At 66.0% G+C, this 14,632-nt stretch carries 16 protein-coding genes; 11 read left to right on the forward strand and 5 right to left on the reverse strand.

All coding sequences use genetic code 11. From position 1 onward, the window contains the following. Positions 1-158 precede the first annotated feature (158 nt). The 5 genes from ACRAQ3_RS18530 to ACRAQ3_RS18550 all read left to right on the forward strand — a co-directional run bounded on the left by ACRAQ3_RS18530 (position 159) and on the right by ACRAQ3_RS18550 (position 3,457). Positions 159-764, forward strand: a complete 606-nt coding sequence (locus tag ACRAQ3_RS18530) for a TetR/AcrR family transcriptional regulator (RefSeq protein WP_432256928.1) — start codon at positions 159-161, stop codon at positions 762-764. Between the two features lie 114 nt (positions 765-878). Further along, positions 879-2,174, forward strand: coding sequence for an O-acetylhomoserine aminocarboxypropyltransferase/cysteine synthase family protein (locus ACRAQ3_RS18535; RefSeq protein WP_432256929.1), 1,296 nt, complete (start codon positions 879-881; stop codon positions 2,172-2,174). 125 nt (positions 2,175-2,299) lie between these two features. Continuing rightward, on the forward strand, positions 2,300-2,521 hold the full coding sequence (locus tag ACRAQ3_RS18540; RefSeq protein ID WP_432256930.1) for a type II toxin-antitoxin system CcdA family antitoxin: 222 nt from the start codon (positions 2,300-2,302) through the stop codon (positions 2,519-2,521). A gap of 12 nt (positions 2,522-2,533) precedes the next feature. Further along, complete coding sequence (locus ACRAQ3_RS18545) at positions 2,534-2,827, forward strand: CcdB family protein (protein WP_432256931.1); 294 nt, start codon at positions 2,534-2,536, stop codon at positions 2,825-2,827. 156 nt (positions 2,828-2,983) lie between these two features. Then, complete coding sequence (locus ACRAQ3_RS18550) at positions 2,984-3,457, forward strand: MarR family winged helix-turn-helix transcriptional regulator (protein ID WP_432256932.1); 474 nt, start codon at positions 2,984-2,986, stop codon at positions 3,455-3,457. Between the two features lie 493 nt (positions 3,458-3,950). Here the strand turns inward: ACRAQ3_RS18550 and ACRAQ3_RS18555 are convergent, their stop codons facing one another. After that, positions 3,951-4,832, reverse strand: a complete 882-nt coding sequence (locus ACRAQ3_RS18555) for a MurR/RpiR family transcriptional regulator (protein WP_432256933.1) — start codon at positions 4,830-4,832, stop codon at positions 3,951-3,953. Between the two features lie 183 nt (positions 4,833-5,015). On the opposite strand from ACRAQ3_RS18555, the gene ACRAQ3_RS18560 reads away from it, so the two are divergent. Continuing rightward, complete coding sequence (locus tag ACRAQ3_RS18560; protein ID WP_432256934.1) at positions 5,016-5,774, forward strand: 3-keto-5-aminohexanoate cleavage protein; 759 nt, start codon at positions 5,016-5,018, stop codon at positions 5,772-5,774. Beyond that, complete coding sequence (locus ACRAQ3_RS18565; protein ID WP_432256935.1) at positions 5,771-7,111, forward strand: aspartate aminotransferase family protein; 1,341 nt, start codon at positions 5,771-5,773, stop codon at positions 7,109-7,111. Before ACRAQ3_RS18560 ends, ACRAQ3_RS18565 begins: the two co-directional genes overlap by 4 nt. Positions 7,112-7,222: 111 nt before the next feature. Here the strand turns inward: ACRAQ3_RS18565 and ACRAQ3_RS18570 are convergent, their stop codons facing one another. The 3 genes from ACRAQ3_RS18570 to ACRAQ3_RS18580 are packed head-to-tail and all read right to left on the reverse strand — an operon-like array spanning position 7,223 to position 10,068. Further along, positions 7,223-8,506: a TRAP transporter large permease gene (locus ACRAQ3_RS18570; protein ID WP_432256936.1), complete on the reverse strand. Its 1,284-nt coding sequence runs from the start codon at positions 8,504-8,506 to the stop codon at positions 7,223-7,225. Next, positions 8,506-9,036 (reverse strand): TRAP transporter small permease, encoded by a 531-nt coding sequence (locus ACRAQ3_RS18575; protein ID WP_432256937.1) that lies wholly within the window; start codon positions 9,034-9,036, stop codon positions 8,506-8,508. The genes ACRAQ3_RS18570 and ACRAQ3_RS18575 overlap by 1 nt, the downstream gene beginning before the upstream one ends. Positions 9,037-9,093: 57 nt before the next feature. Continuing rightward, a complete protein-coding gene (locus tag ACRAQ3_RS18580) occupies positions 9,094-10,068 on the reverse strand; it encodes a TRAP transporter substrate-binding protein (protein WP_432256938.1) in 975 nt (324 codons plus the stop codon). Positions 10,069-10,313: 245 nt separating this feature from the next. On the opposite strand from ACRAQ3_RS18580, the gene ACRAQ3_RS18585 reads away from it, so the two are divergent. Both ACRAQ3_RS18585 and ACRAQ3_RS18590 read left to right on the forward strand, forming a co-directional pair. Then, positions 10,314-11,030 (forward strand): ribonuclease activity regulator RraA, encoded by a 717-nt coding sequence (locus ACRAQ3_RS18585; protein WP_432256975.1) that lies wholly within the window; start codon positions 10,314-10,316, stop codon positions 11,028-11,030. Beyond that, on the forward strand, positions 11,006-11,767 hold the full coding sequence (locus ACRAQ3_RS18590) for a FadR/GntR family transcriptional regulator (protein WP_432256939.1): 762 nt from the start codon (positions 11,006-11,008) through the stop codon (positions 11,765-11,767). The genes ACRAQ3_RS18585 and ACRAQ3_RS18590 overlap by 25 nt, the downstream gene beginning before the upstream one ends. A 56-nt stretch (positions 11,768-11,823) precedes the next feature. On the opposite strand, the gene ACRAQ3_RS18595 is transcribed toward ACRAQ3_RS18590, so the two are convergent. After that, positions 11,824-12,171 carry a cupin domain-containing protein gene (locus ACRAQ3_RS18595; protein WP_432256940.1) on the reverse strand — a complete coding sequence of 116 codons (348 nt, stop codon included), beginning with the start codon at positions 12,169-12,171 and terminating at the stop codon, positions 11,824-11,826. Between the two features lie 362 nt (positions 12,172-12,533). On the opposite strand from ACRAQ3_RS18595, the gene ACRAQ3_RS18600 reads away from it, so the two are divergent. Both ACRAQ3_RS18600 and ACRAQ3_RS18605 read left to right on the forward strand, forming a co-directional pair. Further along, positions 12,534-13,643, forward strand: a complete 1,110-nt coding sequence (locus ACRAQ3_RS18600) for an ABC transporter ATP-binding protein (protein ID WP_432256941.1) — start codon at positions 12,534-12,536, stop codon at positions 13,641-13,643. A gap of 59 nt (positions 13,644-13,702) precedes the next feature. Then, positions 13,703-14,632, forward strand: coding sequence for an ABC transporter permease (locus ACRAQ3_RS18605; RefSeq protein ID WP_432256976.1), 930 nt, complete (start codon positions 13,703-13,705; stop codon positions 14,630-14,632).

Raw genomic sequence — 14,632 nt, forward strand, 5'->3', positions numbered from 1 at the left:
GTGTCTCCTTGGGTCGGGCCGGGAGGGCCCGTCACGAGGGCGAACATAAGGCTATTGAGTGATCGCTCAAGTACTGAATTGAGCAATCACTCAATCTTGAGGCGCGGGTCTCGACGCTGGGGCGGGACAATCGCCGCAGGAGCCCCTATCTTTCGGACATGACACGAGCACGCCCCTATGATCGCGAGACCGCGCTGGACGCGGCGCTCACCCTTTTCTGGCGGAAGGGCTATCACGCCACGTCGCTGAAGGATCTCGAAGCCGCCTTGGCGATGAAGCCCGGCAGCATCTACGCGGCCTTCAAGAGCAAGGAGGAACTCTACCTCTCCACGCTCGAGAGGTACTTCCAACGCAACCGGGCCCAGCTCGCACGTCTGCGCGGGGCGACCGGCTCGCCGCTCGCCGCGCTCGCCGATTTCCTGCGAGGTTTCGGGCGCTCCGAAGCCGGTGCGGCGGGCGGGCAGGCCTGCATGCTGGTCAAGACGCTGCTCGACGTGACCGAGCAGGACGGGGCGATCGGTCTCCGCGCGCGCAACTATCTCGACGAGATGACGGCCGAGATCACCGCCATCTTCGAGGCGGCGCGGGATGCGGGCGAACTTCCCGAAGGGGCCGATCCGGCACGGCTGGCCCGCAGATACCAGGCCGACATGACGGCGCTTCGGATCGAGGCACATCGCGGCGGCGATCCGGTCGCGCTCGCGGCCTTGGCCGATGACATGGCGCGCGACGTGGAGCGGTTGCGACTGGCCGAGAGCGGCTAGGCCTCGAGAAATTCATATCGGACTGGCGCGCCCGCAGGGCATGACGACCGTATGCTTGCCGTGGGGTAGGGCTGCGTCTAGCCTCGCGGTGAATTCTTCCCGGGAGGCCGCCACATGTCCGATCAACCCAAGCTTCGCTTCGACACGCTGCAGATCCATGCCGGCGCGGCGCCCGATCCGGCGACCGGTGCGCGGCAGGTGCCGATCTACCAATCGACCTCCTACGTCTTCAAGGATGCCGATCACGCCGCCCGGCTCTTCGGGCTCGAAGAGGTGGGGTACATCTATTCGCGCCTGACCAACCCGACCGTCTCGGCCCTCGCCGACCGGCTCTGCGCGCTCGAGGGCGGTGCCGGGGCGGTTTGCTGCTCCTCCGGGCACGCGGCGCAGATCATGGCGCTGTTCCCGCTGATGGGGCCGGGCTGCAACGTCGTGGTCTCGACCCGGCTCTATGGCGGCTCGGTCACGCAGTTCAGCCAGACGATCAAGCGCTTCGGCTGGTCGGCGCGCTTCGTCGATTTCGACGATCTGGAGGCCATCGAAGCGGCGGTGGACGACGACACCCGTGCCATCTTCTGCGAGTCGATCTCGAACCCCGGCGGCTATATCACCGACCTGCCGGAGGTCGCCCAGCTGGCCGGGCGGGTCGGCCTGCCCTTGATCGTCGACAACACGCTGGCCACCCCCTATCTGTGCAACCCGATCGCGCAGGGTGCGACGCTGGTGGTGCATTCGACGACCAAGTACCTGACCGGCAATGGCACCGTCACCGGCGGCGCGGTGATCGACAGCGGGACGTTCGACTGGTCCGCCTCGGGCAAGTTCCCCTCGCTCGCAGCCCCCGAGCCTGCCTATCACGGGCTGAACTTTTACGATGCGCTTGGGCCGATGGCCTTCACGTTCCATTCGATCGCGGTGGGGCTGCGTGATCTCGGCATGACGATGAACCCGCAAGCCGCGCATTATACCCTGATGGGGGTCGAGACGCTGAGCCTGCGCATGGCGCGGCATGTCTCGAATGCCGAAAGGGTCGCGACCTGGCTCGAAGCCGATCCGCGCATCGACCGGGTCACCTGGGCGGGCCTGCCCTCCTCGCCATGGCATCACCGGGTCGCGAAGGTCACGCCGAAAGGGGCGGGGGCGCTGTTCACCGTCGGCGTGAAGGGGGGCTACGACGCCTGCGTGAAGCTGGTCGACAGCCTCAAGCTGTTCAGCCATGTCGCCAATCTAGGTGATACCCGCTCGCTGATCATCCATCCGGCCTCGACCACGCATCGCCAGCTCACGGCAGATCAGCAGATGGCGGCGGGGGCCGAGGCGGATCTGGTGCGGCTGTCGATCGGTATCGAGGATCCCGAGGATCTCATCGCCGATCTCGATCAGGCCCTGACGATGGCGACAGCGGGCTGAGCCGCATGCGCCCCGTCATGCGGCTTCGCGCATGACGGGACAGCTCGCACGGAATGCGTCGCGCTTGAATGGAGCCGGTGCGCACCATATACTCCTGGATTATACGCCTGCCTCGGGAGGGTGCTGTGGGACGGATCAAGGTCAATTTGACGCTGGAGGCCGAGCTGGCCGAAACGGCTCGGTCGCTCGGGCTCAACATGTCGCGTCTGGCCGAGGCGGCGATCGCGGAGGCCGCGAAGGCCGAGCGCAACCGCCGCTGGCGCGAGGAGAACCGCGCGGCGCTGGCGGCCTATACCGAAGAGGTCGCCCGCGAGGGCCTGCCGCTCGCCTCCTATCGCAGCTTTTGAACGCCGACCGGGATGGCGCAGTTCGACTTGTATCGCTTGGTGTCCGGAGCGCTCGTCGTCGATCTCCAGACCGACCTGATCGGCCTCGACGCGACCCGCGTCGTGGCACCCCTGCGCGAGGCCGCGCAATACGCCGCTCTGCCCGGCCTGACGCCTCGGGTCGAACATGATGACCAATTCTGGATCGTGCGCGTGCAGGAACTCGCGGCGGTCCCGGCCTACGAATTGAAGAACCATGTCGGGTCACTGGCCGATGAACGCGACGCGCTGAAACGGGCGCTGGATATCCTGATCGACGGCATCTGAATCTGCTGTGAGGCAGTAAGTGCATGGCGCCCAACAGGAAAAGCTGGCCTTTGATCGGGGTGATCAGCGGCGGTACCATCGCTCCTCCGTGACGGAGGCGCGCATTTTCCTTCGCCAAGCTTGACATTCTGAAATATTAGCATTCTAACCTAAGAAATGAGCCTGAAGGCCTATTCCATGCATTACCTGCTGCATGCAGCCGATCTGCTGGAGGACCGTCTGCGCCGACGGCTGGCAGAGGCCGATATCCAGCCGCGCCAGGCACGGGTGCTCGACGCGCTCGACCGGATGGAGCCCGCGTCACAGATCGCCTTGGCCCGCGCCTTCGACGTCACCCCCGCCAGCATGAGCACGATGACCGCGCGGCTGCTCGACCGAAAGCTGATCACGCGCGAGACCCATCCCGAGGCGGCGCGCAGCAACCTGCTCCGGCTTACGGCGCGGGGGCGCGATCTTCTGGCCGAGATCCACGCCGCCTGGACCGATATGGACCGGCTGATCGAGACCGAGCTGGGCGCCGACAAGGCCGCCAATCTGGCCGAGCTGACCCGTCAATTGCGGGATTCCCTCGGGGGACGCGCGCCGGGCGCGGATGAGGAAAGCCCGCTGCCCAATGGGACCCCGAGATGAACCGCCTTCTCCCTTTTGCCGAGGTCGCTTCCTGTCGCGGCCGCGGGCGGAATGCGAAGGGGCGGCGCGATGTCGTTCCGGGGTTGCAGTAGATCTGCGGTCAATGCCTGCCCGATCACATCGAAGAGGGCTTTGTGCCGATCCACACCATCACGCTCAAGCCTGTGGTCCCGGATCGCCGGCCCGACACCCGCCGCGGCGACGCGGGTCTCACGCTCGACGGGGTTGAGGCTGGAAGGATCGGTGCCGGTTGAGAGGGTTCTGGGTGACTATGCCATCGCAGTCTTCGGCGATTGTAGCGCGCAGATCAGCCCGGTCGCATGCCGATTGCAACGCAAGCCAGAGGCCGCCCGGCCCGTAGCCGAAGCGGATCCGGAGGAAGCGATGCGCCGGTCGACCGCGCCGCCGCGCCAAACCGTAGGCAACCGTTCAGATCAGATTGGACCCGGCCGGACTTCGGGCCAAAGGTCCATAGGGACAGGAGTAACTAAAACTAACGTTTTTTCTGCCCCGCCCAGTAGGCCTGACTCTCCCGCCGCAACTTCTCATAGGAGGCGATTCTGAGGCGGGAGGCCTCACCGCCCCGGGTCACGAGCTGTGCGATCAGCGTCTCGATCAGCGCCATCGCCCCGGCATAGCAGCCGAAATGATGGGTCGAGAGCATCGAGGCGACCAGCGTCTCGTCGGCGGCGAATTCCGGCGAAACGATCTCGCTGTCGGAGATCATGACGAGCTTCATGCCCTTGCGAGCGGCAAATCGGCAGGCTTCGATGGTGTCGCGGGAATAGGGCGTGAAGGTGATGGCGATCAATACGTCATCCCTGCCGGCCGTATCGAGGTCGTCGATCGGGCTGTTCATGTGTCGCGGGATGAGCTGCAACGATGGCAGCGCCATCCGACCGACGTAATGCAGGTAATAGGCCAGCGCGTAGCTGGCCCGCGCCGCGGTCAGATAGACGTTGGGTGCGGCCAGCAGCATCGCGACGACGCGCTCGATCTGCCCGGCCTTCACCCCTTCGAGCGTGCGCTGCACGATTGCCATCTCGTTGAGCGCGGCCTCGGCCTGAATGCGACCCGGTTCGCCCTCCTCGCGAAGCCGCTCCACCCAGGCCGGCTTTTCGACCGCGGCCGAAACCAGCGCTTGCCGAAACGGCGCCCGCAGGTCGTCATAGCCCTCGAAACCGAGCCGTTCCGCGAGCCTCACCAGCGTATATGGGCTGACTCCGGCCTTGCGCGCGGTTTCGCGGATCGGGTCGAGGCCGAAATCGGACGGGTGATCGAGGACGTATTTGGCCCCGACGCGCAGGCCGCGGGGCAGGGTGGGGATCTCCGCCTTGAGGGCCGCGGTGACCTTGTTCTTCAATGTCGGATCCATGAGGTCTTCGATGCTGGGCCGGAACAGATGTTATATTTCGGGACTGTTGACCGAACACGTTTTGGGAGCAAGGTTTGGTTGGATACATCGTATCCGCGGAAACCGCAGAAGGTTCACATGCCAGCAACGCTCCCCGACCACGCCCCGCCCATTGGCGCTCACGCATTTCGGAAGGCCTGAACCATGGCTCGACCCTTCATCATGGTCGCCCCGAACGGGGCGCGGCGAAGCAGGGCGGATCACCCGGCCCTGCCGGTCACCACCGGGCAGATCGCCGAGACCGCCGAAGCCTGCCACGGAGCCGGCGCCGAGGCGCTGCACCTGCATGTGCGCGACGAGAACGGTCGGCATTCGCTCGACGTCGGCCGCTATGGCGAGGTGCTTCAGGAGTTGAAGCGCCGGGTGCCGGGCATGCGGGTCCAGATCACCACCGAGGCGGCGGGATTGTTCGATGTCCCGGCGCAGCTGGACTGCCTGCGCCGGGTCCGGCCCGGCTGGGCCTCGATCTCGGTGCGCGAGATCGCACGTGAGCCCGATCTTGCGCCGGAGGTCTACGCCACCTGCGCCGAGCAGGGCACCGAGGTGCAGCATATCCTCTACGACACCGCCGATATCGCGCTGCTGCGCGACTGGCAGGCCCGTGGCGTGGTCGCACAAGAGCAGTCTTCGGTCCTGTTCGTCCTCGGCCGCTACGCTGCGGGACAGGTCTCGGACCCTGCCGATCTCGACCCGTTCCGGGCCGCGATGCCGGAGGCCGTGGACTGGATGGTCTGCGCCTTCGGGCCGCGCGAGCACGCCTGCCTGATCGGGGCGGCGCAACAGGGCGGCAGCCTGCGCGTTGGCTTCGAGAACAGCCTGACCGACCATCGCGGCCAGCCCCATGCCGACAACGCCGCCTCCGTCGCGGCGCTTCGCGCCCAACTCGAAAGGCATCTCTCATGAGCGCCAAGCAAAGCCACGTCTTTCCCCGCAACTGCCATGCCGATCTTCCCGTCGCGGTCGGTGGCGAGGGATGCTACCTGATCGATGCGGAGGGCAAGCGCTACTTCGATGGCTCCGGCGGTGCCGCCGTCTCCTGCCTCGGCCATTCGAACGAGCGGGTGCGCGAGGCGGTCAAGCGTCAGGTCGACCAGCTCGCCTTCGCCCATACCGGCTTTTTCACTTCCGAGCCCGCCGAGGCCCTGGCCGATCTTCTGGCAACGAACGCGCCCGGCGATCTCGACCGCGTCTATTTCGTCTCCGGCGGCTCCGAGGCGGTGGAGAGCGCCATCAAGCTCGCGCGGCAATACCATGTCGAGCGAGGTGAGCCGCAGCGACGCCACCTGATCGCGCGGCGCCAGAGCTATCACGGCAACACGCTCGGCGCGCTATCGGCCGGGGGCAACGCATGGCGGCGCCAGCAATTCGCGCCCCTTCTCGTGGAGATGAGCCACATCGCGCCCTGCTACGAATATGCCGAACGGCCCGAGGAGGAGAGCCCCGAGGATTACGGGCGGCGCGTGGCCGACGAGCTGGAGGCCGAGATCCGGCGCCTCGGCCCCGACAGCGTCATGGCCTTCATCGCAGAGCCGGTGGTCGGCGCGACGCTGGGCGCGGTGCCTGCGGTGCCGGGCTATTTCAAGCGCGTGCGCGAGATCTGCGACCGGCACGGCGTGCTGCTCATACTCGACGAGGTGATGTGCGGCATGGGCCGGACCGGGCATCTCTTTGCCTGCGAGGCCGAAGGCATCGCCCCCGACATCCTGTGCATCGCCAAGGGGCTCGGCGCGGGCTACCAGCCGATCGGCGCGATGCTCTGCTCGGCCCAGGTCTATGACGCCATCGCCAATGGCTCGGGCTTCTTCCAGCACGGCCACACCTATGTCGGCCATCCGGTGGCGGCGGCGGCGGGGCTGGCGGTCCTGCAAGAGTTGCTCGACCACGACCTTCCGGCGCAGGTGCGGGCACGCGGCGACTATCTGCAATCCGCGCTCGAGGCGCGTTTTGGCCAGCACCCCCATATCGGCGACATCCGTGGCCGTGGCCTGTTCCGCGGGCTCGAATTCGTGGCCGACCGCACGGCAAAAGCGCCTTTCGACCCGGCCAGGGGTGTGGCGGGCAAGCTGAAGAAGGCGGCCATGGCCGAGGGGCTGATCTGCTATCCGATGCCGGGCACGCGCGACGGCAAGCTGGGCGATCACCTGCTGCTCGCCCCGCCATTCATCGCCTCGGAGGCCGATCTCGACGAGATGATCGAGCGTCTGTCGCGCGCCGTCAACGCGGTGCTGCCCGGGCTGTGATCCGCGCGTCAGTGCAGGGGAACGTCCCCGTTCCTTCCGCGCGCTTGCAACGGCCTTGCCCGTTTCGGCAATGACAAGGCCGCCCTCCGGCGGCCTTGTTCCGTCGCGGCCTTACAATCCGAGCAGTCGCGGCAGGCCCAGCGAAACGGCGGGCACATAGGTGACGAGCAGCAGCGCGCCGGCAATGGCGACGTAGAAGGGCCAGATCCCGCGCACCGCCTCTTCGATGCGGATTCGTCCGACGACGCAGCCCACGAAGAGGCAGGTACCCACCGGCGGGGTGCACAGGCCGAGGCCGAGATTGACCAGCAGCATGATGCCGAACTGCTCGGGCTCCATGCCGAGGCTGCGGGCGATCGGCAGGAAGATCGGCGTGCAGATCAGGATCAGCGCCGCCATGTCCATGATCATGCCCAGAACCAGAAGCATCAGATTGATCATCAGCAGGATCAGGATCTTGTTTTCGGTCAGCGCCAACAGCGCGTCCGAAAGCCGCGCCGGAACCTGATAGAGCGCCAGCAGATAGGCGAAGGAGGCCGCGAAGCCGATCAGGATCATCACCATCGCGGTGGTGCGAACCGAGTTGACGATGGCGGTGCGGAAATCCTCCCAGCTCAGGCTGCGATAGACGATGGCGGTCAGCGCCAGCGCGTAGAGCGCACCGAAGGCGCCGGATTCGGTGACGGTGAAGACGCCCGACAGCACGCCGCCGATGATGATGATCGCGGTGACGAGGCCGGGGATCGACTCGGCCGCCGATAGAAGGACCGCGCGCCAGCCCGGGAAGGTCTCGGCCGGGTAGTTGTGGCGGATCGCCAGGATATAGGCGGCGATGGCGAGGCACAGGCACATCAGCATGCCCGGCACGACACCGGCCAGGAACAGCTTGGAGATCGACACGCCGCCGCCCGCCGCGATGGCGAAGATGATCATGTTGTGGCTGGGCGGGATCACGATGCCGGCGATCGATGAGGTGACGGTGACGTTGACCGCGTAGTCGGCACGGTAGCCGCGTTCCTTCATCGTCGGCACCAGAAGCGAGCCGAGCGCCGAGATGTCGGCGATGGCTGAGCCCGAGATGCCGCCGAACAGCATGCTCGACAGGATGTTGACCGAGCCCAGCCCGCCACGGATATGGCCCACCAGCGTGCCGGCGAAGTTCACCAGCTTGCGCGCGATGCCACCATGCAGCATCAGCTCGCCCGCGAAGATGAAGAAGGGGATCGCCAGAAGTGAGAAGGCGGAGATGCCCGAGATCGTCCGCTGGAAGGTCATCAGGAGCGGCAACCCCTCGAACCAGAAGGTCAGCGCCGCGGCGATGCCCATGGCGAAGGCTACGGGGACGCCCAGAAGCAGCGCGGCGGCGAAGGCGCCCATCAGGACCACGAGTCCCATCAGATGTTCTCCAAGATGAAGGCGTCGGTGGCGGGCCTGTCGCCCAGCATCCGGCGCAGCGCGCGCGTGCCGCAGAACAGCGCCGCCAGCAGGCCGCAGATCGCGGCCGGGATCGCGCGCATCCCCTCCGGCAGGTTCAGCATCGGCAGTTGCGATGACCAGCCGAAGCGCACCAGCTCGGTCGAGGCGGTGAACATGACGAGCCCGAAGCCGGTCATCGCCAGGTCCGAGATGGAGCGCAGCACCGACGAGAAGCGCGGGCCGAAGCCGTCGCGCAGGAAGGTGACGCCCAGATGGCCATCGTCATGGATGCCCGCCGCGGCGCCCAGAAAGGTGATGTAGCCGACGAGGAGCAGCGACAGCTGCTCGACCCAGGTCGGCGTGGCGTTGAGCACGTAGCGGCCGAAGACCAGCCAGCCGAAGCTCGCGATCAGCACCACGAGGCAGATCGAGGCCACGAAGAGGCAGGCATTGCGCAGGAAATACAGTGCCGTGTCGAGACCGGCGGTCAGTCGAGAATGGGCAGTCATGGGCGATGTCCCGGCAAGAGAATGGGCGAGGGCCATGCGGGCCCCCGCCGCGATGGCTCACTCGGCGCTGCGGATCATCTCGACCAGCGGCGCCATGTCGGGGTTGTCGGCCACATAGGCATCGTAGACGGGGGCCATCGCCTGTTGGAATGCCGTCTTGTCGGCGATCTCATTGACCTCGACGCCTGCGGCCTTGAGCGTCTCGAAGCTCGTCGCCTCGCGCTCGTCCCAGAGCTCGCGCTGGTAGGTGGCGCTCTCCGCGCCGGCCTGCGCCACGATCTCCTGCTGCTCGGGAGTCAGCGCGTCCCACGCTTTGAGGCTGATGCACAGGCATTCGGGGATGATCAGGTGCTCGGTCAGCGAGAAGTACTTCGCGACCTCGTAATGGTTGGTCGACTCGTAGGAGGGCGGGTTGTTCTCCGCCCCGTCGACGACACCGGTGCGCAGCGATTGGTAGACCTCGGCGAAATCCATCGGCGTGGCGTTGCCGCCCATCGCCTCGATCATGCCGACGAAGAGGTCGTTGTTCATCACCCGCACCTTCATGCCGGCCACGTCCTCGGGCGTCTCGATCGGCGCCTCGCCGTTGTAGAAGGACCGGGCGCCCGCGGCGTACCAGCCCACCGGCACGATGCCGCGCTCGCGCATGCCCTCGCCGATCGCCTCGCCGAGCTCGCCATCCATCAGGCGGTACATCGTCGGCACGTCCCGGAAGATGAAGGGCAGCAGCGTGACATTGGCCTCGGGCACCGCCTGGCCCATCGGGCCGAGGTTGAACACGCCGAAATCGATGACCCCGAGCCGCAGCTGCTCGATCGCGTCGGGCTGCGAGCCCAGCACGCCGGAATGGAAGGTCTTGGCGGTCAGCTCGCCGCCCGTGCGCTCTTCGACCAGATCGGCAAAGCGCTCCATGCCATGGCTGACGGGATAATCCTCGACATGGATGTTCCAGCCCCGCCATTCCTCCGCCGCGACGGTTCCGGCGATCGCGGTCGCAGCCAAGGCGCCGCACAGCATATTCCTGATGGACATGTTTCCTCTCCTCCCTCGTTTGTAATTTTTGATTCTTAATTGCAATTACAAAAAATATCAACATGGATGTTGTGCGGCGGCCGGTACACACTTGGAAGGCCCATCGTGACGGTAGAAAAGCACAGCGCCAGGCACTGTTTGTCAAAATGGCAATTACAAATCTTGACAAGATGCGGGTCAGCCGCATAGTTTGGGTTCGACATCAAGCAGAGCCGTCACGGGACGGGCAGGAGGGGACGATGGAGATGACGGCGCTCGGGGCGCAGACCCATGCGAGGCTGATGCAGGTCAGCACGGCGACCTTGACGACCGCGCTGTTCAAGCGCGGCTTCCGCAACATCTACCTGCAGGGGCCGCAGCGGCTTCGCGCCGGGCGCAACATGGTGGGGCTGGCTTACACGCTGCGCTACATCCCGGCGCGCGAGGATCTCGATGTGCTCGAGAGCTTTGCCGACCGCGACAACGCGCAGCGCAAGGGGGTCGAGGAATGCCCCGAGGGCGCGGTCTTCGTGATCGACTCGCGCGGAGACGCGACCGCGGCCTCCGCAGGCTGCATCCTGGCGACGCGGCTGCAGCAGCTGGGCTGCGCCGGCATCGTCACCGATGGCGGCTTCCGCGACACGCCGGAGATCGCGCAGCTCGAAATGCCCGCCTATCACTCGCGCCCCAGCGCGCCCACCAACCTCACCAAGCATCACGCCGTGGCGATCAACGATCCGATCGCCTGCGGCGGCGTGTCGGTTTTTCCCGGCGACGTCATTGTCGGAGACAACGAGGGAGTTGTATGTATTCCTCGTTACATGGCCGATGAGGTCGCCGAGGAAGCGGTCGAAATGACGTCCTTCGAGGACTTCGTGATGGAGGAGGTGCAGAAGGGCGCTTCGACCTTCGGCCTCTACCCGCCGACCGATCCGGCCACCAAGGAGAAGTACAGCGCATGGCGACAGGCAAACGGGCGATAGAGTTCCCGCAGGCGGCGGCCCCGGCGAGGGCCGCCCGCGACACCGGCGACCGGACGCTGGCCGACACGGTCTATGAAAGCGTGCTGTCGCGGATAGTGAAGGGCGATTTTGCGGTGGGGGAAAAGCTTCCCACCGAGCACGAGCTCAGCCTCGAGATGGGCGTGTCGCGCCCGGTGCTGCGTCAGGCGCTCAAGCAGCTGCGCGAAGACGGGGTCGTGGTGTCGCGCCAGGGCTCCGGGTCCTTCGTGCGGCGCAAGCCGGAGGAGGCGGTACTCGATTTCGCGCCGATCGGCTCGATCGCCGACATCCAGCGCACCTTCGAGTTTCGCGCCGCGATCGAGGGCGAGGCCGCCTTTCTCGCGGCGCAGCGCCGGTCCGAGCGGGAGTTGCGGCAGATCCAGCAGGCGCTGGAGGAGCTCGATCGCTGTGTGCGCACCGGCGAGCTTGGCGTCGACGCCGACGAGGCGTTCCATGCGGCCGTCTGCACCGCCTCCGACAATCATTACTTCGTTTCCGCGCGCAATTCGATGAAGGCCAACATCCTCACCGGCCTCAACCTCACCCGCAACCTGTCGCTGACCAAGTCGCAGGAGCGCCTGGCGATGGTGCAGGCCGAGCATGACGCGATTTTCGCGGCGATCTCGGAGCGCGATGGCGACGCGGCGCGGCGCGCCATGCGCAGCCATATCGAGAACGCACGCAGGCGGGTCTTCGAGGGCGATATCGGCCACGCCTGACGTGGCCGTGACGACATGATTTGAGGGGCCCCCGCCATGGCGGGGGCCCTTTGCGTTCAGCCGGTCGGCAGGCCGTGCGCCTCCATGAAATCGGCGCGGCGCGGGGTGAAGGCGTCGATCAGCACGCCTTCCTCGAGGCACAGGCAGGAATGCTCGGCGTTCGAGGGGATCAGCATCGCGTCGCCGGGGCCCAGATCGCGGGTTTCGCCCGAGACGGTGAAGCGGAACAGCCCCGAGGTCACGTAGGTCGTCTGGACATGCGGATGGTGGTGCGGCAGGCCGCGCCCATCCTTCTCGAAGCGGAACTCGACCATCATCAGCTCGGGGTTCTCGCACAGGATGCGCCGCTGGGCGCCGGGGCCGGAGGTCATCCAGGCCTCCGGGGTATCGCTGTTCACCTGCATCATCGTCTCCTCTCTCGTGGCAGATCGCCGCGCGCCGTCGCGGTGCGGGGCATGACATGGGCCTCCGGGCGGGGAGGCCGAACAAATCCAGTCCCGTTCCGGGGCGCGGCGACCGGAACTTGTAAAGTCCGGTTCGCTAGTATGCGTTCCGAAGCGCGGGCCGCGCCAATGGGCGATAAAGCGCCTATTAACACTTCTTTCCCGCCAGACAGTCGCGCGCCTCTCAGCAGTCGGGGCATGAGTTTGTTAACAGTTGATTGCCGGTTCGCAGGTCAGTTGTCAATATTTGTATTGATCACTCCTGACGAATCCGGTAGTCATGCTGGCAGTGCTTCCACGTCGGGGCCGAAAGGGAGGGGACCATGTCAGGCGTCAATCTCAAGGGAATCGTCAAACGCTACGGGGCGCTCGAAGTCGTCCACGGCATCGATCTGGAGATCGCACCCAAGGAATTCGTGGTGCTTGTCGGGCCCTCGGGCTGCGGCAAGTCCACGACGCTGCGAATGATCGCCGGGCTCGAAGAGATCTCGGATGGCACCTGCCGCATCGGCGACCGGGTGGTGAATCGCGTGGCTCCCAAGGATCGCGACGTGGCGATGGTGTTCCAGAACTACGCGCTCTACCCGCATCTGAGCGTGGCCGACAACATCGCGTTCGGGCTGCGCATCCGCCGCACGCCCAAGGCGGAGATCGCCTCCTCGGTCGAGGAAGTGGCCGGGATTCTCGGGCTCACCGGCTATCTCGACCGCCGTCCCGCCGATCTCTCGGGCGGTCAGCGCCAGCGCGTCGCCATGGGCCGCGCCATCGTGCGCCACCCGGAGGTGTTCCTCTTCGACGAACCGCTGTCGAACCTCGATGCCAAGCTGCGCACCCAGATGCGCGCCGAGATCAAGCGGCTGCACAAGCGGCTCGGCGTCACCTCGGTCTACGTCACCCATGACCAGGTCGAGGCGATGACGCTCGCGGACCGCATCGTGGTGATGCGCGACGGCCGGATTGAGCAGATCGGCACGCCGATGGAGCTGTTCAACAACCCGGTCAACACCTTCGTCGCGGGCTTCATCGGCTCGCCGCCGATGAACCAGTTCGACGCGGTGGTCGATACCGGCGATCGCGGCCCGGTCGCTGTGGCGAACGGCGCCCGGATCGCGCTGCCGGCGCATGAAAGCCTGCGCAACGCCCAGGGTCGCAAGATCATCGTGGGCATCCGCCCCGAGCACGCCTCGATCGAACCCGTCGGCGGTGGTTCGACGGTGCCGGTCGAGCTTGACCTGATCGAGACGCTGGGCTCCGAGGCGCTGCTGCACACCTCGATCGGCGACGTGCCCTTCGTCATCAAGGCCGAGACCGGTGGCGACACCGATCACCTGAGCGGCGTCACCGCCTTCCACGTGCCGGTCGACCGCATCAAGGTCTTCGACCACGACACCGGCCGGGTGCTCGGAGGCTCCCGGATGGGGGTGGCGGCATGAGCCAGCAAGAGCATATCGGCCCCTCCACCGAGGAGCTGGTCATCGAGTCGCGCGAGGCCTTGCGCGACCGGGCCCGCCGTCGCGCCGCACGGCTCGGCGATCATTTCAAGCGCGAGTGGCAGATCTACGTGCTGCTGCTGCCGACGATCATCTGGTTCCTGCTGTTCCTCTACAAGCCGATGTACGGGCTGCAAATCGCCTTCAAGGACTACTCGATCTTCCGCGGCATCGACGGCAGCCCGTGGATCGGCTTCGAGCATTTCCGCACGTTGTTCGAGAACGACCAGTTCCTGCGGGCGATCCGGAACACCGTGATCATCAGCTTCTTCACCCTGCTGTTCGGCTTTCCGGCGCCGATCATCCTGGCGCTGATGTTCAACGAGATCCTGAACCAGACCTACAAGCGCACCGCGCAGACCATCGTCTACCTGCCGCATTTCATCTCGACGGTGATCATCGCAGGCATCGTGATCACGGCCTTCTCGCCATCGGCGGGGATTGTGAACACCATCCTCGAATGGCTGGGCATGGAGCCGATCTACTTCCTGACCAAGCCCGAATGGTTCCGGCCGATCTTCGTCGGCTCCGGCATCTGGCAGGAGGCGGGTTTCCAGTCGATCGTCTATCTCGCCGCCATCGCGGGCGTGAACCCCTCGCTCTACGAGAGCGCGGTGGTCGATGGCGCCAGCCGCTGGCAGATGATGTGGAAGGTGACGCTGCCCTCGATCCTGCCGACGATCATCATCATGCTGATCATCCGCATCGGCAACCTGCTGGAAGTGGGCTTCGAGCTGATCATCCTGCTCTACCAGCCGGCCACCTACGAGACGGCCGACGTGATCAACACCTTCATCTACCGCCAGGGTCTGCAGCAGGGGCAATACGACCTCGCCGCCGCGGCCGGCCTGTTCAACGCCGTCGTCGCCTTCATCCTGGTGATGACCGCCAACACCATCTCCAAGCGCGTGTCGCGCACGTCGCTGTGGTGA

It is taken from the genome of Limimaricola sp. AA108-03, assembly GCF_050847355.1.
Classification (GTDB): Bacteria; Pseudomonadota; Alphaproteobacteria; order Rhodobacterales; family Rhodobacteraceae; genus Limimaricola.

What these genes read in the sequence shown, in the direction of transcription:
- ACRAQ3_RS18530 (WP_432256928.1), top strand. Translation starts at nt 159, where the DNA reads ATGACACGAGCACGCCCCTATGATCGCGAGACCGCGCTGGACGCGGCG.
- ACRAQ3_RS18535 (WP_432256929.1), top strand. Translation starts at nt 879, where the DNA reads ATGTCCGATCAACCCAAGCTTCGCTTCGACACGCTGCAGATCCATGCC.
- ACRAQ3_RS18545 (WP_432256931.1), top strand. Translation starts at nt 2,534, where the DNA reads ATGGCGCAGTTCGACTTGTATCGCTTGGTGTCCGGAGCGCTCGTCGTC.
- ACRAQ3_RS18550 (WP_432256932.1), top strand. Translation starts at nt 2,984, where the DNA reads ATGAGCCTGAAGGCCTATTCCATGCATTACCTGCTGCATGCAGCCGAT.
- ACRAQ3_RS18555 (WP_432256933.1), bottom strand. Translation starts at nt 4,832, where the DNA reads ATGGATCCGACATTGAAGAACAAGGTCACCGCGGCCCTCAAGGCGGAG.
- ACRAQ3_RS18560 (WP_432256934.1), top strand. Translation starts at nt 5,016, where the DNA reads ATGGCTCGACCCTTCATCATGGTCGCCCCGAACGGGGCGCGGCGAAGC.
- ACRAQ3_RS18565 (WP_432256935.1), top strand. Translation starts at nt 5,771, where the DNA reads ATGAGCGCCAAGCAAAGCCACGTCTTTCCCCGCAACTGCCATGCCGAT.
- ACRAQ3_RS18570 (WP_432256936.1), bottom strand. Translation starts at nt 8,506, where the DNA reads ATGGGACTCGTGGTCCTGATGGGCGCCTTCGCCGCCGCGCTGCTTCTG.
- ACRAQ3_RS18575 (WP_432256937.1), bottom strand. Translation starts at nt 9,036, where the DNA reads ATGACTGCCCATTCTCGACTGACCGCCGGTCTCGACACGGCACTGTAT.
- ACRAQ3_RS18580 (WP_432256938.1), bottom strand. Translation starts at nt 10,068, where the DNA reads ATGTCCATCAGGAATATGCTGTGCGGCGCCTTGGCTGCGACCGCGATC.
- ACRAQ3_RS18585 (WP_432256975.1), top strand. Translation starts at nt 10,314, where the DNA reads ATGACGGCGCTCGGGGCGCAGACCCATGCGAGGCTGATGCAGGTCAGC.
- ACRAQ3_RS18590 (WP_432256939.1), top strand. Translation starts at nt 11,006, where the DNA reads ATGGCGACAGGCAAACGGGCGATAGAGTTCCCGCAGGCGGCGGCCCCG.
- ACRAQ3_RS18595 (WP_432256940.1), bottom strand. Translation starts at nt 12,171, where the DNA reads ATGCAGGTGAACAGCGATACCCCGGAGGCCTGGATGACCTCCGGCCCC.
- ACRAQ3_RS18600 (WP_432256941.1), top strand. Translation starts at nt 12,534, where the DNA reads ATGTCAGGCGTCAATCTCAAGGGAATCGTCAAACGCTACGGGGCGCTC.